This window comes from Cryobacterium sp. AP23 (assembly GCF_054075385.1).
Genome location: NZ_CM133415.1, coordinates 1,857,732 through 1,876,615 on the forward strand (window position 1 = coordinate 1,857,732; position 18,884 = coordinate 1,876,615).

At 67.4% G+C, this 18,884-nt stretch carries 20 protein-coding genes; 3 read left to right on the top strand and 17 right to left on the bottom strand.

Going from position 1 to position 18,884, the window contains the following annotated elements; genetic code table 11:
• Positions 1 to 31: 31 nt before the first annotated feature.
• From glmM to truA, 4 genes are all read right to left on the bottom strand, one after another.
• Complete coding sequence (gene glmM, locus ACU5E9_RS08845; RefSeq protein WP_456813244.1) at positions 32 to 1,408, bottom strand: phosphoglucosamine mutase; 1,377 nt, start codon at positions 1,406 to 1,408, stop codon at positions 32 to 34.
• 24 nt (positions 1,409 to 1,432) lie between these two features.
• Positions 1,433 to 1,918 (bottom strand): 30S ribosomal protein S9, encoded by a 486-nt coding sequence (rpsI, locus tag ACU5E9_RS08850; protein WP_088457153.1) that lies wholly within the window; start codon positions 1,916 to 1,918, stop codon positions 1,433 to 1,435.
• Between the two features lie 49 nt (positions 1,919 to 1,967).
• Positions 1,968 to 2,414, bottom strand: coding sequence for a 50S ribosomal protein L13 (gene rplM, locus ACU5E9_RS08855; RefSeq protein WP_110128290.1), 447 nt, complete (start codon positions 2,412 to 2,414; stop codon positions 1,968 to 1,970).
• Between the two features lie 180 nt (positions 2,415 to 2,594).
• Complete coding sequence (truA, locus tag ACU5E9_RS08860) at positions 2,595 to 3,488, bottom strand: tRNA pseudouridine(38-40) synthase TruA (protein WP_456813520.1); 894 nt, start codon at positions 3,486 to 3,488, stop codon at positions 2,595 to 2,597.
• A gap of 155 nt (positions 3,489 to 3,643) precedes the next feature.
• Here truA and ACU5E9_RS08865 point away from each other — a divergent pair, with 155 nt between their 5' ends.
• Positions 3,644 to 5,623 (top strand): acyltransferase family protein, encoded by a 1,980-nt coding sequence (locus tag ACU5E9_RS08865; protein WP_456813245.1) that lies wholly within the window; start codon positions 3,644 to 3,646, stop codon positions 5,621 to 5,623.
• Positions 5,624 to 5,649: 26 nt separating this feature from the next.
• On the opposite strand, the gene ACU5E9_RS08870 is transcribed toward ACU5E9_RS08865, so the two are convergent.
• Positions 5,650 to 7,233 (bottom strand): MFS transporter, encoded by a 1,584-nt coding sequence (locus ACU5E9_RS08870; protein WP_456813521.1) that lies wholly within the window; start codon positions 7,231 to 7,233, stop codon positions 5,650 to 5,652.
• A gap of 133 nt (positions 7,234 to 7,366) precedes the next feature.
• On the opposite strand from ACU5E9_RS08870, the gene ACU5E9_RS08875 reads away from it, so the two are divergent.
• Positions 7,367 to 7,939 carry a hypothetical protein gene (locus ACU5E9_RS08875; protein ID WP_456813246.1) on the top strand — a complete coding sequence of 191 codons (573 nt, stop codon included), beginning with the start codon at positions 7,367 to 7,369 and terminating at the stop codon, positions 7,937 to 7,939.
• 65 nt (positions 7,940 to 8,004) lie between these two features.
• Here ACU5E9_RS08875 and rplQ read toward each other — a convergent pair whose 3' ends face one another.
• The 12 genes from rplQ to ACU5E9_RS08935 all read right to left on the bottom strand — a co-directional run bounded on the left by rplQ (position 8,005) and on the right by ACU5E9_RS08935 (position 16,777).
• Positions 8,005 to 8,520, bottom strand: coding sequence for a 50S ribosomal protein L17 (gene rplQ / locus ACU5E9_RS08880; protein WP_456813247.1), 516 nt, complete (start codon positions 8,518 to 8,520; stop codon positions 8,005 to 8,007).
• Between the two features lie 51 nt (positions 8,521 to 8,571).
• The gene (locus ACU5E9_RS08885; protein ID WP_066597571.1) at positions 8,572 to 9,561 is read right to left on the bottom strand and encodes a DNA-directed RNA polymerase subunit alpha; all 990 of its coding nucleotides are present in this window, start codon (positions 9,559 to 9,561) and stop codon (positions 8,572 to 8,574) included.
• A gap of 165 nt (positions 9,562 to 9,726) precedes the next feature.
• Entirely contained in the window at positions 9,727 to 10,125 is a 399-nt protein-coding gene (gene rpsK, locus ACU5E9_RS08890; protein WP_055821293.1) for a 30S ribosomal protein S11, read from the bottom strand.
• Positions 10,126 to 10,167: 42 nt separating this feature from the next.
• Positions 10,168 to 10,542, bottom strand: a complete 375-nt coding sequence (rpsM, locus tag ACU5E9_RS08895) for a 30S ribosomal protein S13 (protein ID WP_066597575.1) — start codon at positions 10,540 to 10,542, stop codon at positions 10,168 to 10,170.
• A gap of 175 nt (positions 10,543 to 10,717) precedes the next feature.
• Positions 10,718 to 10,831: a 50S ribosomal protein L36 gene (rpmJ, locus tag ACU5E9_RS08900; protein WP_035834639.1), complete on the bottom strand. Its 114-nt coding sequence runs from the start codon at positions 10,829 to 10,831 to the stop codon at positions 10,718 to 10,720.
• Positions 10,832 to 10,898: 67 nt separating this feature from the next.
• Positions 10,899 to 11,120 (bottom strand): translation initiation factor IF-1, encoded by a 222-nt coding sequence (infA, locus tag ACU5E9_RS08905; RefSeq protein WP_022883252.1) that lies wholly within the window; start codon positions 11,118 to 11,120, stop codon positions 10,899 to 10,901.
• A gap of 175 nt (positions 11,121 to 11,295) precedes the next feature.
• The gene (locus ACU5E9_RS08910) at positions 11,296 to 12,447 is read right to left on the bottom strand and encodes a mannitol-1-phosphate 5-dehydrogenase (protein WP_456813248.1); all 1,152 of its coding nucleotides are present in this window, start codon (positions 12,445 to 12,447) and stop codon (positions 11,296 to 11,298) included.
• Positions 12,444 to 12,884 (bottom strand): PTS sugar transporter subunit IIA, encoded by a 441-nt coding sequence (locus tag ACU5E9_RS08915; RefSeq protein WP_456813249.1) that lies wholly within the window; start codon positions 12,882 to 12,884, stop codon positions 12,444 to 12,446. The genes ACU5E9_RS08910 and ACU5E9_RS08915 overlap by 4 nt, the downstream gene beginning before the upstream one ends.
• The gene (locus ACU5E9_RS08920; RefSeq protein ID WP_456813250.1) at positions 12,884 to 14,341 is read right to left on the bottom strand and encodes a PTS mannitol transporter subunit IICB; all 1,458 of its coding nucleotides are present in this window, start codon (positions 14,339 to 14,341) and stop codon (positions 12,884 to 12,886) included. The genes ACU5E9_RS08915 and ACU5E9_RS08920 overlap by 1 nt, the downstream gene beginning before the upstream one ends.
• A complete protein-coding gene (gene ptsP, locus ACU5E9_RS08925) occupies positions 14,338 to 16,059 on the bottom strand; it encodes a phosphoenolpyruvate--protein phosphotransferase (RefSeq protein ID WP_456813251.1) in 1,722 nt (573 codons plus the stop codon). The genes ACU5E9_RS08920 and ptsP overlap by 4 nt, the downstream gene beginning before the upstream one ends.
• A 12-nt stretch (positions 16,060 to 16,071) precedes the next feature.
• Positions 16,072 to 16,338 (bottom strand): HPr family phosphocarrier protein, encoded by a 267-nt coding sequence (locus tag ACU5E9_RS08930; RefSeq protein ID WP_456813252.1) that lies wholly within the window; start codon positions 16,336 to 16,338, stop codon positions 16,072 to 16,074.
• Positions 16,339 to 16,459: 121 nt separating this feature from the next.
• Positions 16,460 to 16,777, bottom strand: coding sequence for a PTS sugar transporter (locus ACU5E9_RS08935; protein WP_456813253.1), 318 nt, complete (start codon positions 16,775 to 16,777; stop codon positions 16,460 to 16,462).
• Positions 16,778 to 16,943: 166 nt separating this feature from the next.
• On the opposite strand from ACU5E9_RS08935, the gene ACU5E9_RS08940 reads away from it, so the two are divergent.
• On the top strand, positions 16,944 to 18,875 hold the full coding sequence (locus ACU5E9_RS08940; protein WP_456813254.1) for a BglG family transcription antiterminator: 1,932 nt from the start codon (positions 16,944 to 16,946) through the stop codon (positions 18,873 to 18,875).
• Positions 18,876 to 18,884: the final 9 nt, after the last annotated feature.

An 18,884-nucleotide genomic window follows, 5' to 3' on the forward strand; every position in this document is an offset into this window, starting at 1 on the left:
TTGCCGGGCGCGGCGGATGCGGAACGGGGTACTAGGAAACCGGCAGGGCCAGGCGGGACTGCACGACCTCGGCCAGGGCATGGGCCAGGCGGTCGGCGGTGGGCTGGTCGGCGGCTTCCACCATCACCCGCACCATCGGCTCGGTGCCGGAGGGGCGCAGCAGCACCCGGCCGGTGTCGCCGAGTTCGGCTTCGGCGTCACGCACGGCCTGCGCGATGACCTCGTCGCCGGCGAGGGCGTGGTGGTCGACGCCGCGCACGTTCACGAGGATCTGCGGGTACACGGTCATGACGCTGGCCAGTTCGGCCAGGGTCTTTCCGGTGCGCGCCATTTCGGCCACGAGGTGCAGGCCGGTGAGGATGCCGTCGCCGGTGGTGGCGAACTTCGTCATGATGACGTGCCCGCTCTGCTCGCCGCCGAGGGAGAGCCCGTGCGCGTCGAGTTCCTCGAGCACGTAACGGTCGCCAACCTTCGACTCGATCATCGAGATTCCGTTCGCGGCCATGGCCTTCTTCAGGCCCAGGTTGCTCATCACGGTGGCGACCAGGGTGCGGTTCTTCAGCACACCGCGGTCGGCCATCGACACGGCCAGGATCGCCATGATCTGGTCGCCGTCGACGATCTTGCCGTCGCGGTCGACGGCCAGGCAGCGGTCGGCGTCGCCGTCATGGGCGATGCCCACGTCGGCGCCGTGCTCGAGCACCGCGCGGGCGAGGTTGTCGAGGTGGGTCGAGCCCACGCCGTCGTTGATGTTGAGGCCGTCGGGGTCGGCACCGATCACGGTTACGCGGGCGCCGGCATCCGTGAAGACCTGCGGGGACACGCCGGCGGCCGCGCCGTGGGCGCAGTCCAGCACCACGTGGATGCCGTCTAGCCGGTGCGGCAGGGTGCCGAGCAGGTGCACGACGTAGCGGTCCTCCGCGTCGGCGAACCGACGGATGCGTCCGACGTCGCCGGCGATCGGGGTGAGGAGCTGGTCCCCCGCCGCGAGCACCGCTTCGATGCGGTCCTCGACGTCGTCGGGAAGCTTGGTGCCGCCGAAGTTGAAGAACTTGATTCCGTTGTCGGGCGCGGGGTTGTGCGAGGCGGAGATCATCACGCCGAAGTCTGCGCCGATGTCGGCGATGAGGAACGCGGCGGCGGGCGTCGGGATGACGCCGGCATCCAACACGTCTACGCCGGAGCTGGCCAAGCCTGCTGCAACGGCGGAGGTGATGAATTCACCGGAAATACGGGGATCACGGGCAACCACAGCCACGGGGCGTCTGCCCTGCGCTGCGCGTTGCGCGGCCCGGCGGCCCGAGGTGAGCACAACAGCGCTCGCCTGGGCGAGGCCCAGGGCCAGGCCAGCCGTGAGATCACGGTTAGCCAGGCCCCGGACGCCGTCCGTGCCGAATAGTCGAGCCATATGAGTGTGAACTCGACTAACGGGTTAGCGCTTCGAGAACTGGGGCGCCTTGCGGGCCTTCTTGAGTCCGGCCTTCTTGCGCTCCTTGACGCGAGCGTCACGGTTGAGGAAGCCGGCCTTCTTGAGGATGGCGCGGTTGTTCTCTTCGTCGATCTGGTTCAGCGAGCGGGCGATGCCGAGGCGCAGCGCGCCGGCCTGGCCGGACGGGCCACCACCGGTGATGCGTGCGATGACGTCGTAGCTGCCGATGAGGTCGAGGACCTTGAACGGGTCGTTGATCAGCTGCTGGTGCAGCTTGTTCGGGAAGTAGTCGTCGAGCTCGCGCCCGTTGACGACGATCTTGCCGGCGCCGGGAACGATGCGCACGCGGGCGATGGCCTGCTTGCGACGGCCCACGGCTGCGCCGGGAACGTTGAGGACGGCGCGGGGCGCCTTGGTTGCAACTTCAGCGGGAGTCTCGGTGGAGTAGCTCTCGGGAGTTGCGTCAATCTGGTCTGCGATCTTCGCCACGATGGTGTGAATCCTTTTTTCTTAGATATCGAGAAGTCTGGGGCCGACGCTACTGAGCGACCTGGCTGAGGGTGTACGGCTTGGGCTGCTGCGCAGCGTGCGGGTGCTCGGGGCCTGCGTAGACCTTGAGCTTCAGCAGCTGTGCACGGCCGAGCGAGTTCTTCGGCAGCATGCCGCGAATCGCCTTTTCTACCGCACGGGTGGGGTGCTTCTCGAGCATCTCCGAGTAGTTCGTGGCCGTGAGGCCGCCCGGGTAACCGGAGTGGCGGTACGCCATCTTGAGGTCGAGCTTCTTGCCGGTGAGGGCAATCTTCTCGGCGTTGATGATGATGACGAAGTCGCCACCATCCATGTGGGGGGAGAAGGTCGCCTTGTGCTTGCCGCGAAGAAGAATCGCGGCGTGGCTGGCGAGCCGGCCCAGAATGATGTCGGTGGCATCGATGACGACCCAGTCGTGCTGGAGTTCGCTTGCCTTGGGGGTGTAAGTGCGCGTCACTGTTGTGCTGCTTTCTTGTTTTCGAACGGAGGTGTTCGTGAATCCCGCTCCGGGTGTGTTCTCGAAGAGAACACGATCGATGGAGGGCTCACGTTCGTGTGCCTGGCTGCAACGCTCAGACACCAAAGAGCAACACTAGTTCACGAGGGCACCCGGGCACAACTCCCGCGGGCCGATCCGTCACTCGTCTTCGGGCAGTTCCCGGCGGGCGCGGGTCTGGGCGGCACGGATGGCCATGCCGGCGTCCTCGGGGTAGCCGACCTCCAGCAGGGTGAGGCCCTGTGCGGGCATCACCTTGAACTCGCTGGTGCGGGCCCGTTCGATGCGCAGGTCCACCAGCCGGGTACCGACGAGCTTGCCCTCCCCCACCGACACGCAGGCGCCCACCAGGGCGCGCACCATCGAGTGGCAGAACGCATCCGCCTGCAGAGTGGCCACCAGCACCCCGTCCGGGTCCCGCCGCCACTCGAACGATTGCAGGGTGCGGATGGTCGTGGCTCCGGGCCGCGGCTTGCAGTAGGTGGCGAAGTCGTGCAGCCCGATCAGGGTGGCCGCGGCCTCCTGCATCGACGCCAGGTCGAGCCTGAACCCGTGCCAGGTGGTGCGCGTCCGTTGCAGCGGGTCGCGGAGTGCGCCGGTGTCGGAGATGCGGTACTCGTAGCGTCGCCAGAGGGCGGAGAACCGGGCGTCGAACCCGGCCGGCGCGAGGGTGGACCGGTGGATCACGATCTCGGGCTGGGTGACCAGGATGCCGCCGAGCCGGCGCTGCACCATCGTGGCCAGCTCGTTGGGGTACTTGGGGGTGCCCGTGCCCCGCTTCACCCGCACCAGGGCGTTCACCTGGTCGGGATTCAGGTCGAAATGCGCTACCTGGCCGAGGGCGTGCACACCGGAGTCGGTGCGCCCGGCGACCACGAGGGTGGGCGTGGGCTGGTGCCGTTTGAGGATCGCGCCGAGGCCCTCCTCGATCTGGCCCTGCACGGTGCGGAACCCGGGCTGGACGGCCCAGCCGAAGAAGTCGGTGCCGTCGTAGCCGATGTCGAGGCGGATGCGGGTGGAGCCCGGTTCCGGCATCGAATCGCTCGGCTCGGCCAGGGCGCCGTCCGGGTTGAGCTGTGCCGGCACCGTCGGAAGGGCGCCGTCGACGGGCTCGGGAAGACTCACAGACGTCAGTGTAGAGGCCGGGCCGGGTTATCGTTGTACGGGCCGCGCGCGGTCCGGTACCCGCTATGACCAGTTCCCCACACCTCCAGCCCAGCTCCCCCGCCACAGCTGTCTCCACCGCACAGATCCCCGCGGCCCCGGCCGCCCGGCGGCTCAGCGGCCTCGACGGGCTGCGCGGCCTGGCCGTCACCCTGGTGCTGGTCTTCCACCTCTTCCCGCCCCTGCTCGGCGGCGGGTTCATCGGTGTCGACATCTTCTTCGTCATCAGCGGCTTCCTCATCACCGGGCTGATCGTGACCGAGCGGGAGCACACCGGCCACTTCTCCGCCCGCCGGTTCTGGCGGCGCCGGGCCCGGCGGCTGCTGCCCGCGCTCGTACCGCTGATGCTGGTCTGCTGCACGGCGGCCTGGCTGATCGGCGGTGACGTGCTGGTGGGCCTGGGCTGGAAGATGCTCGGCGCCGCGACGTTCAGTTACAACTGGGCGTCGCTGTCCGCCGACACCAGCTACTTCGGTGTGGGAGCGCCCGAGCTGTTCCGCAACCTCTGGTCGCTGGCGGTGGAGGAACAGTTCTACCTGGTCTGGCCGTTGCTGCTGCTTCTGCTGCTCCTGCTGCGGCGCCCGTGGATGCGCCTCACTCTCGTCGGGGCGCTGGCGGCCGCGTCCGCGGTATGGATGGGGCTGGGGTTCCAGCCCGGCACCGATCCCACCCGGGTGTACTACGGCACCGACACCCACAGCTTCGGTTTGCTGATCGGCGCCGGCCTGGCGCTGCTCCTGCGGCTCCGGCGACCCGCCACGGCCGACGCGCTCCCCGCCCCGTCCGACCCGTCCGCTCCGCGCCGGGCCCTGGCCGCGACCCGGCCGTGGTGGGGTGCGGCCGCGGTGGCCGGCCTCCTCGGCGCCGCGGTCTGGCTTCCCGACGATGCCGCGCTCACCTACCGCGGCGGCCTCGCCGCGGTGAGCGTGCTCACGGCGGTCGTGATCTGGGCGGGCGTGGCCGACGGCTGGTTCGGCCGGATGCTCGACACCGCTCCCCTGCGCTACCTCGGTGAACGCTCCTACGGCCTCTACCTCTGGCACTGGCCGCTGCTCGTATTGCTGCAGCTCGTGGCGCCGTTCGGCCGCGGACCCGCAGGCGTCGTCGGCACCGGGGGGCTGGCCCTCGTCCTCTCACTCGCCATCGCCGCGGCGTCCTACCGCTGGCTGGAGATCCCTATCCGCCGGCTCGGCCTGCGCGCCGGCCTCGCCCGGGTGTGGGCGCCGATCGCCGGCACGGCGCCGCGCATCGGCTCCCGCCGCCGGGCCGTCACGTCCCTTGTCGTGGCCGGAACCGTGACGCTGGCGCTCGTGGCCGGCACCGCCGCATCCGTGCTGCTGGCACCCACCCTCACGTCCGCGCAGGCCGAGGTGCTGCGCGGGCAGCAGGCGCTGGCCCGGGCCGAGAAGGCCGCGGCGGCGCAGGCCGTGACGGATGCCGCGGCGCAGGCCGCCGGCCTGAGCGCGGAGGCGACGCGGGGCTCGAAGATCACCGCGGTGGGCGATTCGGTGATGCTGGCCTCCGCGGCCGAACTGCAGGCGGAGTTCCCCGGCATCACCATCGACGCCGCCGTGTCCCGCGGCATGCGCGCCGCCCCGGAGATCCTGGCCGCGCAACGTGCCGCCGGCACCCTGCGCGACGTCGTGGTGGTGGGACTGGGCACCAACGGGGAGATCAGTCCCGCCGACCTGGCCGCCATCATGCGGGTGATCGGGCCGACCCGGGAACTCATCATGGTGAACGCGTTCGCGGACCGGGACTGGACCCAGGGCGTGAACGCGGAGCTCGCCGACTTCTCCAAGCACCGCACCCGGGTGGCCCTGGCCGACTGGCACGACGCCATCGCCCCACACGTGGACGTCCTCGCCGGCGACGGCATCCACCCCGGTCCCACCGGCGGCGCGATCTACGCCGACACCGTCGCAGCCGCGCTGGACAGCCTGGTCGACGCCCCGGCGAACCTCGGCCCCGGCGCCGACACCCTGCAGGCCTTCCGCGCCCCCTAGGCCAACCCGCTCGAAACGTCCCGACGTCAGCCGAGGTCCAACCTATCGGCGGCGCCGGCGGGCACGGGGTCGGGGATGCGCATCATCCGGAATGAGATGATCACACCGCTGAGGGCGGCGAGGATCGGGATCAGCAACGCGATCTGCAGGGCGATGGGCCTGGCCTCGGTGTTGATGCGGATGATCTCGTCCTGGATGGCCTCCGGCTGGTCGACGAGAAGTTCTTCGAGCTGGCTGTTGCTGAGCACCTGCGCATCCTCGTCGAGGGCCTGCGCCACCTGCGCCTGCTCGGCGGCCGGCAGCACCGTGCTGTCGGCGGCCATGCTGCCGAACACCGGGGCGAGGGCCGCGAGCAGGATCGCGCCAGCGAACGCCAGCCCGAACGACAGCCCGAAGGAACCGGCGGCCGAGTTGACGCCCGCGGCCTCGCTCACCCGTTCATCCGAGATGGGCGAGAGCGTGTAGTTGTTGAGCTGGGAGACCAGCAGGCCGAGGCCGCATCCGGCGACGACCAGGGGCGGCAGCAGCCACCAGCCGGAGTCGGCGCGGGGCACCAACGGGACGAGGGCGACCAGCCCGACTCCCAACAGGATGAAGCCCCATCTCACCAGGCTGGCCGGGCGGCGCTTTCCCGCGCTCTTGCCCGCGATCATGGCGATGGCGAACATGCTCAGCGACAGCGGCGCGATCGAGAGCCCCGCCTCCAGGGCGTTGTATTCGAGCACCATCTGGAGGTAGAGCGGCAGCACGATCATCGTGCCGCCGAGCGCGATTTGCTGCAGCATCTGCTCGGTGATGCCGAACCGGAACGTCTTCACCCGCAGCAGGTCCGGATCGAGCAGGGTCGCCTCCCCGCGGCGCTTCCGCCGCACCAGCCAGCCGCCGAGACCGGCGAGCGCGGCAGCGCCGACGACGAGGATGATCGCCACCCGCTCGCCGCCTTCCTGCCAGACCAGGATGCCGAGCACGATGCCGCCCATGCCGACGACGGAGAGGATGGAACCCACAACGTCGATGTGGCGGGACCCCGTGTACGGCACGTCATGCACGAGCGAGATCCCGGAGAGCACGATCGCGATGATGACGGCCTCGAGGAGAAAGGCGACCCGCCAGGAGAGGAACGTGGTGATGAACCCGCCCAGCAGCGGGCCGACGGCGGCCGCGATCGCCGCCGATGCGCCTACGAGCGCGTAGACCCGCTTCTGGTGCGCCCCCTCGAAGTTGCCGTGGATAAGCGACTGCATCGCCGGCAGCAGCAGCGACGCCCCGATTCCGCCGATCACGGCCCAGAAAATGATGATGGGCAGGATGCTCTGGGCCAGGACCATGGCGATGGCCCCGATCGCGTACCCGATGAGGCCGAGCACGTAGGCGCGTTTGCGGCCAATCAGGTCGCCGACCTTGCTGCCGATGAGGATGAACGCGGCCGACACCAGCGCCTCGAGCGCGATGGCCGACTGGATGTCGCTGACGGCGACACCGATGTCGTCCACCACCGCCGAGATGGACACGTTCATGATCGACGTGTCCACGACCAGGACGAACATGGCCATAGCCAGCAGTAGGGCGAGTCTGCCGTTGAACGGCACGACCTTGGCATCGCTTGTCATGCTCACCAACTCGCTTCGACGTCGGAACCGTCTCTCCGGCGGCCCCTCGCACGCTCAGTATGTCCCGCTCCGGGAACCCGCACAACGCTCCAACCGGCCGGGTCCGCGGACTGCGCACGGCTAGATTGAGGGCATGCGACGATGCTTCCTCACGACACTGGCCGTTCTTCTCCTGCTCCCCGGCTGCGCCGCGGCGGAGGCTCCCGCGCCGGAAGCCGCGCCAACCCCCGCGATCACGGCCACGGCGAAGCCCACACCGACCGCGACCCCGACACCGTCTGCCACCCCTACCAACTCGGAGACACCGGCGGAGCCCGTCGTGGCCGGCTGCGACACCGTCCTGACCGACGACGAGTATGTCGCACTGGCGGAAGACGGCCTCACCCTCGACCCGGAGATCTACGTACTGGACGACACGATGCAGGCGGTCATGGACCAGGGCTTCGGCTGCTACTGGAGCCGCAGCGGCGGCGATGTGCGGGTCTGGTACGCGCAGGCCGAACAGGACGCCGACGCGTGGGCCACGCAGCGGCAGCAGCTGATCGACGACGGCTGGACCCAGACCGATTCCCCCATCGCGGGCGTCCTCACGGCGCCCGCCGATCACGACCCCAACTACGTGCCCGCGATCGTGCACGTCGACGGGTCGACCTACTACGCGAGCTACTCCGACTACTTCAGCTCGGTGACGGCCCTGGTCGGCTGAGCCGGGCACACAAAAAGGGCCCGACCGGAGTCGGGCCCTTTCAGGTTCAGCGGGTGGAGCTGGTGCTACTTGGCTTCCTCAGCGGGAGCCTCGGTCGCGTCGGCCTCAACGGTCTCGGTCTCTACGACCTCGGCCTCGGGTGCCTCTTCAACGACGGTCTCCTCGGCGACGGGCGCGGACGCCTTCGCTGCGAAGGCCTTGGCGGGCTTCGACTTCGGCGTCACGGGCTCGAGAACGAGCTCCATCTGCACCATCGAGGCGTTGTCGCCCTTACGGAAGCCGAGCTTCGTGATGCGGGTGTAACCGCCATCGCGCAGCGCAACCTGGGGCGCGATCTCGGTGAAGAGCTCGTGCACGACGGTCTTGTCGCCGATCGTCGCGAGAACGCGACGACGAGCGTGCAGGTCGCCACGCTTGGCGAAAGTCACCAGGCGCTCGGCAACCGGACGCAGGCGCTTGGCGCGCGTCTCGGTCGTCTTGATGGACTTGTGGGTGAACAGGGCGGCAGCCAGGTTCGCGAGCATGAGGCGCTCGTGCGCCGGTCCGCCACCGAGACGGGCTCCCTTAGTGGGCTTAGGCATTATCGGTAATCTCCAGTATCAAAGTCGAAAGGCGTCGAGAAACGACGAGCCTTAGATGGTTTCTTCGTCGTAACCGCTGTAGAAGTGCGCACCGTCAAAGCCGGGCACAGAATCCTTCAGCGACAGGCCAAGCTCAACGAGCTTGTCCTTGACCTCATCCACCGACTTCTGACCGAAGTTGCGGATGTTCATCAGCTGGGTCTCCGAGAGGGCGACCAGTTCGCTGACGTTGTTGATGCCTTCGCGCTTGAGGCAGTTGTACGAACGCACGGACAGATCGAGGTCTTCGATCGGCACGGACAGCTCGGTCGAGAGGACGGCGTCGACCGGCGCGGGGCCGATCTCAATGCCCTCAGCGGCAGTGTTCAGCTCGCGGGCCAGACCGAACAGCTCGGTCAGCGTGCGACCGGCGGATGCGATGGCGTCGCGGGGCGAGATGGCCGACTTGGTCTCCACGTCAACGACGAGGCGGTCGAAGTCAGTGCGCTCACCGGCACGAGTTGCCTCGACACGGTAGGTCACCTTGAGAACCGGCGAGTAGATCGAGTCGACCGGGATCTGGCCGGCTTCGGAGTACTCGTTGCGGTTCTGGGTAGCCGAGACGTAGCCACGGCCACGCTCGATGGTCAGTTCAAGTTCGAACTTGGCCTTGTCGTTCAAGGTGGCGATGACGAGCTCGGGGTTGTGAACCTCGACGCCGGCCGGAGCCGAGATGTCGGCGGCCGTGACCTGGCCGGAGCCCTGCTTGCGCAGGTACGCGGTGATCGGCTCGTCGTGCTCGCTGGAGATGACCAGACCCTTGATGTTCAGGATGATCTCAGTGACATCTTCCTTGACCCCGGGAACGGTGCTGAACTCGTGGAGCACTCCATCGATGCGGATGCTGGTGACAGCAGCGCCGGGAATCGAGGAAAGCAGGGTGCGGCGCATCGAGTTACCGAGGGTGTAGCCGAAGCCGGGCTCGAGGGGTTCGATGACGAACCGGGACCGGAACTCCGAGATGTTCTCTTCGGTGAGCGTGGGGCGCTGTGCGATAAGCACTATTGATTCCTTTCGGCGAAGTGTCCGCTATATGACACTTAGTGGCGAGTTGTTAAATTGTGTGTCTCGACGAATCCGCTATGCGGCCCCGTCGCGGTGAACGGCGAGTGAGCCTGCCCGGATCTTTCGACCCGGACAAGCCCAAACGCCCGTCACAGAAAGGAATTAAACGCGGCGACGCTTCGGCGGACGGCAACCGTTGTGGGCCTGGGGCGTCACGTCGTTGATCGAACCGACCTCGAGGCCGGCGGCCTGCAGCGAACGGATAGCCGTTTCGCGGCCTGAACCCGGTCCCTTGACGAAAACGTCGACCTTCTTCATGCCGTGCTCCTGGGCCTGGCGGGCTGCGGACTCCGCGGCCAGCTGAGCGGCGAACGGGGTCGACTTGCGCGAACCCTTGAAGCCGACTCCACCTGAGGACGCCCAGCTGATGACTGCACCGGTGGTGTCAGTGATCGAGACGATGGTGTTGTTGAAGGTGGACTTGATGTGAGCCTGGCCCACAGCAATGTTCTTCTTTTCTTTCTTACGCGGCTTCCGAACGGCCGACTTTGGTGCTGCCATGATTTCTCCTGAATCCTAGAGGCGTGACGGGCTAGGCGAGGCCTAGCGCGCCTTCTTCTTGCCGGCTACGGTGCGCTTCGGGCCCTTGCGGGTGCGAGCGTTGGTCTTGGTGCGCTGGCCGCGAACGGGCAGGCCCTTGCGGTGACGAATACCTTCGTAGCTACCGATCTCGACCTTGCGGCGGATGTCAGCGGCGATCTCACGGCGAAGGTCACCCTCGATCTTGAAGGTTCCTTCGATGTAGTCGCGGAGCTGGACGAGCTGCTCGTCGGTCAGGTCCTTGACGCGAATGTTTCCATCGATCTCGACGTCGGCGAGGGTCTTGAGAGCCCTCGTACGGCCAACACCGAAAATGTAAGTAAGTGCAACTTCCACGCGCTTATCGCGCGGAATGTCTACGCCGGCTAGACGTGCCATTGTGGCTTCTCCTGTGGGATGAGTGGAGGTCTGTAGCAGCACCTGTGCATCGGCCTCCAACCGATGGTGTCCCCCCGAAGGGTTCCCGGTACTGCTGAATATTGAGTTGTAAAGCTGCTGTGCCCCGACAGACTCGACGACCGGCTTTCGCCGGGTTGAGCCCTAGTGTCGAGACCTAGCCCTGACGCTGCTTGTGACGCGGGTTCTCGCAGATGACCATCACGTTGCCGTTACGGCGGATGACCTTGCACTTGTCACAGATCTTCTTGACGCTGGGCTTGACCTTCATGGGTGTGTCCTTGTAATCGCTGTCTTCGTACCCTCGGGATGCCGTGGGCCGTTACTTACAGCAACAGTTACTTGTAGCGGTAAACGATCCGACCGCGGGTCAGGTCGTAAGGGCTCAGCTCCACGATCACGCGGTCCTCGGGGAGGATGCGGATGTAGTGCTGACGCATCTTGCCCGAAATGTGGGCAAGAACTTTGTGGCCGTTGGTCAACTCAACGCGAAACATCGCGTTGGGAAGAGCTTCGACTACTGCGCCCTCGATCTCGATGACACCGTCTTTTTTGGCCATAACTCACTATCGCTAAAGTATTGGTTGCTGGTCGTGCGTGGATTGTGGCACCTGAGACACGCCAACAAAGGCAGTGCTAGACACCAAGGATTTATCCTATGCTATGCAATTGCCTTTTGGCAATTCATGCCTATAATCCCTCGGCCAGGTTGCCCCGGCCGAGGGAGTATTGGGTTCAGGCTGCGGTGACGACGCCGCGAACGACCTCGAGCACATCCGCGTAGAGCGGATGCGTGGGCTCGAGTCCGCAGACGTTGGCGACGATGATCTCCGCGGAGTCCGTCGCCAGCATCCGCTTGAGCTCGACGCTCTGCTCGTCGTCGGCCACGTCGAAGCGGAGAGCCGCGGCGATGGCCGTGAGCAGCGCCACGGGGCGGGTGCCGCGCTCGGCGATCTCCGCCGCGGGGCCGATGAAGCGTTCGTGCCGGCTGAGCTTCCGCAGCGGCTGGCGGCCGACCCGTTCGACGGTGTCCGGCAGCGACGGGTTCGCGAAGCGGCCCAGGATCTTCTCCCGGTAGGCGCGCTGGGTGTCCTCGTCGAGGCCGTGCTTGGCCACCAGCAGGGCGCTGGTCTCCTCGAGCACCCGGCGGGCGCCGTCGGCGACCGAGGGCACCAGCAAGGCTTCGGAGAGCTTGGAGACGCCGGCCTGGGTGCCGAGGTACGCGACCGTGGCGTGCCCGGTGTTCACCGTGAAGAGCTTGCGTTCGATGTAGGGCGCGAGGTCCTCCACGAACGTGGCGCCGGGGATCACCGGAGGCGTGCCGCCGAAGGCGGGGCTTTCGATGACCCACTCGTAGAAGGCCTCGACGGTGACGTCGATACCGGCATCCGCGGCCTGGCCGGGCACGATGCGGTCCACGGCCGTGTTGGCGAAGGCCACCCGGCTTTCCAGGGCCGCCCGGTCGCCGTCGGACACGTTCGCCCAGACCTGCTCGGCGAGCACATCGGTGGCGTTGATCGCGTTCTCGCACGCCATCACGGCCAGCGGCGGCAGCCCGGCATCGCGGAGGGCCAGGCCCGCCGCGATGACCGGGGCCACGAACCGCAGCACCGTGGGGCCGACGGCCGTGGTGACGGCGTCGGCCGTGGCGATCTCGTTGATGAGATCGGCCTCGTTCGTGGAGCTGTTAATGGCGCGGAAGTTGTCGACCACCTTGTCGGTGGGGGTCTCCCCCGCCTCGTGCACCGTGTACGAGGGCGCCTGCTGCAACGCCTCGATGAGAGGAGCATTCACATCGGCGAAGACAACCTCATAACCGGCCTCGTGAAGCAAGAGTCCGACGAAGCCGCGGCCGATGTTGCCCGCGCCGAAGTGAATGGCTTTCATTCTGCGTTTACCTCCTCGAGCAGGGCGAAGATCTCGTCCTGCGAACCTGCGTCGATCAGTTTCTGTACTTCGTCCTCATCGGAGAAGACGATGGCGATCTTGGAGAGGATCTCCAGGTGTTCGTTGTTGAGGCCGGCGATGCCGACCGCGAACTTGACGGGCTGGCCGTCCCAGTCGATCGGCTCGGCGTACCGCACGAGCGAGAGGGCCGATCGAACGATCGACTCCTTCGCGTCGTTGGTGCCGTGCGGGATCGCCAGGAAGTTACCCATGTAGGTCGAGACGGAGTTCTCGCGCTCGAACATCGAGTCGACGTACTCCTGCTTGACCGCTCCGGCGGCGACCAACAGGGCACCGGCCTCACGGATGGCCTCGTCGCGGGTGGTGGCCGCGCCTGCGGCCACCACGTTCTGCGGTTCCAGAATGCTCTGGGTCATTACTTGGTCACTTCCTCGCTTGTGCCCTGCAGGGACTGCACGACCTCGTCGTACTTCGGGCTGTTCATGAAGTTCTCCACCGACACGTGCACCGACTTGGGGCTCTTGCCGCGGGCCCGGTCCGTCAGGTCCTGGTGGGTGATCACGAGGTCGGCGGTGCCGTCGAGGTTCGCGATGGCCTGGTTGGTCACCGTGACCCCTTCGATGCCGGCCTTCTTGATCTTGTTGCGGAGCACCGAGGCGCCCATGGCGCTGGAGCCCATGCCGGCGTCGCAGGCGAAGACGATGTTCTTCACTGCGGTACCGGTCGCGGCCGAGGCGCCGAGGTTGCCCAGCACGGAGCTGGACTTGCCCTTGTTGGCTTCGGTCTTGGCGATGGCGGCGGCCAGTTCGTTGTCGTTCTCAGCGGCGAGGTCCTTCTTGCGGCTGGCGCGGAGGATGACCGCACCGATCGCGAACGAGACACCGGCAGAGGCGAGGACCGAGAGGAGCACGCCGATGAAGTCGGTGGCGGGGGTCTGGGCCAGCACGGCGATGATACTGCCGGGCGAGGCGGGGGCGCGGAGGCCGGTCTGGAAGGCGACGTTCACGGCAACACCGGTCATGCCACCACCGATGGCGGCGAGCAGCATCATCGGCTTCATCAGCACGTACGGGAAGTAGATCTCGTGGATGCCACCGAGGAACTGGATGATGATCGCGCCGGGTGCACTCGCGCGGGCCAGGCCGACGCCGAAGAAGGAGAACGCGAGCAGGATGCCCAGGCCGGGGCCGGGGTTCGCCTCGAGCAGGAAGAGGACGGACTTGCCGGACTCCTGGACCTGCTGCACACCGATGGGCGTGAGCACGCCGTGGTTGATGGCGTTGTTGAGGAAGAGGATCTTGCCCGGTTCGATGAAGATCGACGCGATCGGCAGCAGGCCGTTGGTGATGAGCCAGTCCACGATGGTCTCGAGGAAGGCGCTCAGGCCGGTGACCAGCGGGGCGATTCCGAAGAACGCACCGAGGGCCAGGGCGAAGCCGAGGATACCGGCGGAGAAGTTGTCCACCAGCATCTCGAAGCCGGGCTTGATCTTGCCGGCCCAGATCTTGTCGACCTTCATCAGGATCCATGCGGACAGCGGGCCGACGATCATGGCGCCGATGAACATCGGGATCGAGCTGCCGACGATGACGCCCATGGTGGCGATCGAAGCGATCACGCCACCGCGGGTGCCGTAGACCATCCGGCCGCCGGTGTTGGCGATCAACAACGGGAGTAGGTACAAGATCATCGGGTCCACGAGCGTGACCAGGGTCTCGTTCGGGGTCCAGCCGGTGGGGATGAAGAAGGCGGTGATGATGCCCCACGCGATGAACGCCGCGATGTTGGGCATGATCATGCCGCTCAGGAAGGTGCCGAAGGCTTGAACGTGGACCCTCGCGCCCTTCTTCTCGGTGACAGACGTCGTTGTCATTTCTGTATACCTCTCTCGGGGATGAGCACGGTAGGGGCCGCGCTGGTGGGGGCAGTGCTGGTGTAGCTGTGTGCGATTGCAGTTGCCGCGGCGCGAGCGGATGCTGCGCCGTCGGCGGACAGAGCGGCGTCGGCAAGGTGCCGGGCCTGCTCGAGTGTGAAGTCGGCCAGGGAGGCCCGAACGTCGGCGAGGGCCGAAGCCGTCATCGACAGGGTGGTGGCGCCGAGGCCCACGAGCACCACGGCGAGCAGCGGGTCGGCCGCGGCCTCACCGCAGACGCCGACGGGCTTGCCAAGCTTGGCGCCGGCGGCACCGACCTCGCCCACCAGGCGCAGCACCGCGGGGTGCCACGGGTCCTGGAACCCGGCGACGCTTCCGAGCATCCGGTCGGCCGCGAGGGTGTACTGGGTGAGGTCGTTGGTGCCGATGGACGCGAAGTCGGTGTGCGCCAGGATCCGGTCGGCCAGGAGGGCCGCGGACGGTACCTCGACCATGACGCCGGCCGTTTTCAGGCCGAGGTCGTGGGCGAGGACGGTGAAGTACTCGGTCTCCTCCACAGTGGACACCATCGGCGCCATCACCCAGAGGTCGGCGTCGGTGGCCGCGTCGGCCTCGGCGAGGGCGGTGAGCTGCTCCCGGAGGATATCCTCGCTCGCGCGGAGGGCGCGGAGACCGCGGAGGCCCAGGGCGGGGTTCTCCTCGTCGGCGTCGTTGAGGAACGCCAGGGGCTTGTCGGCGCCGGCGTCGAGCGCCCGCACGACGACCTTCTGGCCGGGGAATTCGCGGAGCATCCGCTCGTACTGTTCACGCTGCTGCGTCACGGTCGGCGCGGAGGTGGAGTCGAGGAAGAGGAATTCGGTGCGGAACAGGCCGACACCTTCGGCGCCGAGGGCGACGGCCTTGGCCGCACCGTCGGCGTTGCCGAGGTTGGCCAGCAACGGAACGCTGGTGCCGTCCTTCAGCTTGCCGGGGCCGATGGGGGCGAGGGCACGGGCGGCGCGGGCCGCGATGCGGGCGCGGGCCTCGTCGAGCTGCTTCGCGGTGGGCGCCAGGAGCACGATGCCGTTGGCGGCGTCAATGATGACCTCGTCGCCGTCGGCGAGCTGCGCGGCGGCGTGGGTGCCGACGATGGCGGTGATTGACTTCTCCCGGGCCAGGATCGCGGTGTGCGAGGTGGGGCCGCCGTCGATGGTGATGAGGCCGAGCACCTTGTCCAGGTCGAGCAGGGCGGTGTCGGCCGGGGCAAGGTCCCGGGCGACGAGCACGAACGGCTCGGCCGGGTCGGGCACGCCGGGGGCGGGCAGGCCGGCGAGGTCGGAGATGACCCGCTGGGCGACGTCGTCGAGGTCCGCGGCGCGTTCGCCGAGGTATCCGCCGAGGGCCAGCAGCTGGTCGCGGAACGCGGCGAAGGCTTCGAACACGGCGCGTTCGGCGGTCTGGTGCTTGTGCAGCCGGGCGGTGACCTCGTCGACGAGGGTGGGGTCCTCGGCCATCATGGCCTGGGCCTCGAGCACTTCCTGGGCGGTGCCGCCGGCGCGTTCGCCGCGGGCTTCGAGGTCAACGGCCACCGTGTGCATCGACGCGGTCGCGCGGGCCAGTTCGGCCTCGGGGTCCAGCGTGCTGCGGGCATCCGTGGGTTCCGGCAACGGTTCGGGCATGCGGAGCACGCGGCCGATGGCGACGCCCTGGCCGACCCCGATTCCCTGTAGTTCGATCATGACCGGGCCGGCTTACGCGTCGTGGTCGGTGAGGAGGAGCTCGGAGAGTTCATCGAGCACCGACTCGGCGTTGTCGCCGTCGGTGCTCAGGGTGACGCTGTCGCCGTGGTTGATGCCCAGCGAGATGACGCCGAGGATGCTGGCGGCGTTGACGGCCTTGCCGTCACCCTTCTGCAGGGTGACCGGTGCGCCGGCGGCCGCGGCGGCCTTGGTGAAGAGTTTTGCGGGGCGGGCGTGCAGCCCATGCGTCGATCCGATCAGTACGGTGCGTACAGCCATCTTCTACGCCTGCCTTTCCATCGTGCGGGATTGTCACCGGGGCCTCAGTCGAGGTCCCGGCTCACTGCGGGCGGCCGGCAAGCGCCGGCACAACAATCAGGGTGTGGCCTGACCGTTCTGGTCAGACCCAGGAGCGTTCGTGTTCCGCATCCACGGCCAGGTCGAGGGCCAGGGTGCCGTCGCGCGCCGCGAGCACCGAAGCCGGCAGCAGCGCAACGCCAACGCCCCGTGTCTTCGCCTGAGCGCTGATGCGATCGAAACGAGGGGCGAGGTGGGGACCGATCAGGAGAACGTCGATGGTGTCGAGTGAGGCCGGCAGGTCGGATTCGCTGCCGGCGACGACAGTGAGGGTGAGCCCACGTTCCTTGCCGGTGACGCGCAACCGGTGCGCGACGAACGCGCTGGACGCTCCGGCACCACAAACGATGAGAATCTTCATTGATTCTTTCCTTTCATCGATCCTTTGAATGCAAGTACCACTGTCCTCTGTGGGGGCACCGGGCGCCACCAGACCCTTTTCCGCAGGGAGCGGAAACACGCTGGTGTCCTACCGTGCCCGGCCCGCACTCTGCTTGACTACTCTTGAGACAATGGAGTTGCGCACGATGAGTGATAAACAGACGCGGATGCTGGACTTCCTGTCCCAGACATCCAGCTGGATCACGGCAGGCGAACTTGCTGACCGTTTGGGCGTGACCCCGCGGAGCGTGCGCAGCTACGTCACCGCGGTGAAGGCGGCCGCGCATCCGCTCACCCTCATCGAGTCCGGCACCGCCGGCTACCGGCTCAACCGCGACGAATTCGCGAGCTTCACCGCGTCCAACCGCTCCCAGGTGCGGGAGGCGGATGCCGATACCCCGCAGCAACGGCTTTCCAGCCTGGTGCGGCGGCTCACCGAATCGCCCGACGGGCTCGACGTCTACGAGTTGGCCGCCGAGAACTTCGTCAGCGACTCCACGGTCGAGGCCGACCTGGCCCGGGTGCGCCTGCTGCTGCCCGACAGCGGCCTGGCCCTGGTGCGGCACGGCAGCGTCGTGACCCTCACCGGCTCGGAGACGGACCGGCGCAAGCTGCTCAGCCGCATGTTCCGCGACGAGAGCGCCAGGGGCATGATCGACCTGGAGACCATCCAGCGCGAGTTCACCTCCGGCCAGGCCGGCGCCGACAGCCTGGGCGCGTTCAAGACCGACCTCATCGCGCTGCTCGACGGCCAGGGCTACTTCATCAACGAGTACGGCATCAACAATGTGTTGCTGCACGTGGCCATCGCCATCGACCGGGTCACCAAGCACCTCTCCCCCGCGCCGGCGGTGGCCGAGCCGCCGTCGGAGCTGGCCACCTCGCTGTCGGGTCTGATCCTGACGCACTTCGATGTGAGCCTGGGCAGCGGCGACCTCGCCTATCTCGCGTTCCTGCTCACCACCCGGGTGATCACCCCGGGGCACGACCAGCCGGCCGAGACCCTGATCGAGAGCTACGTACGGCCGGAGGAGCTCGCCGTGATGCGCGCCATCGTCGACCGGGCCAGCCAGGAGTACCTCGTCGACCTTGACGACGACGACTTCATCGTGCGGCTCACCCTGCATGTGCGCAACCTGATCAACCGGGCGCACGACAAGTCCTACTCCCGCAACCCGCTCACCCGGTCGATCAAGACCTCCTACCCGCTGATCTACGAACTCGCCGTCTACATTGCCAGCGAGCTGCAGCGGGCCGAGCAGATCGTGATCAACGACGACGAGATCGCCTACATCGCCATGCACGTCGGCGCGCACCTCGAGCAGCAGACCCGGCGGGTGGAGCTGGTCACCTGCGCGATCGTCTGCCCGAACTACTACGACATGCACGTGCTGCTGCGTGAGCGCATCGAACGGGTGCTCGGCGACGACCTCGAAGTCGTCGCGGTGATCACCCGGTCCGATGTGGCCTGGGACGAGCTCGACGCCGACCTCGTGCTCACCACCATCGACCCGCAGCTGCACGCCGACGGTGTCATCGTGATCCAGCCGTTCCTCACCCAGAACGACGTCGACCGCATCCGCCAGCAGGCCAGCCGGGTGCGCCGGATGCGCCGCCGCGCGCGTCTCAAGGACGACCTGCTGCAGTTCTTCGACGAGTCGCTGTTCTCCCGCAACTTCTACGCCCCCGACGAGACCGCCATGATCACCGCCCTGGGCGAACGGATGATGACGAAGGGCCTGATCGACCAGAGTTACGTCGACGGCGCCATCGAGCGCGAGCTGATGTCGTCAACGGCGTTCACCGACAACCTCGCCGTACCGCACGCCATGTCGATGAGCGCGACCCAGACCTCGATCGCGATCGTCATCAACGACACCCCGATGGACTGGGGCGACAACCGGGTGAACGTGGTCGCCCTGATCGCGTTCAGCGCCGCCGGCCGCAGCACCTTCCAGGCCGTCTTCGACCAGTTCGTCGAGGTCTTCGCCGACCGGGTCGAGGTGCAGCGGCTGATCAAGCGCTCCGTCGACTTCGCCTCCTTCATCGACGAGCTCGTCCACGTCATGGACGCCTAACTGTTCCCG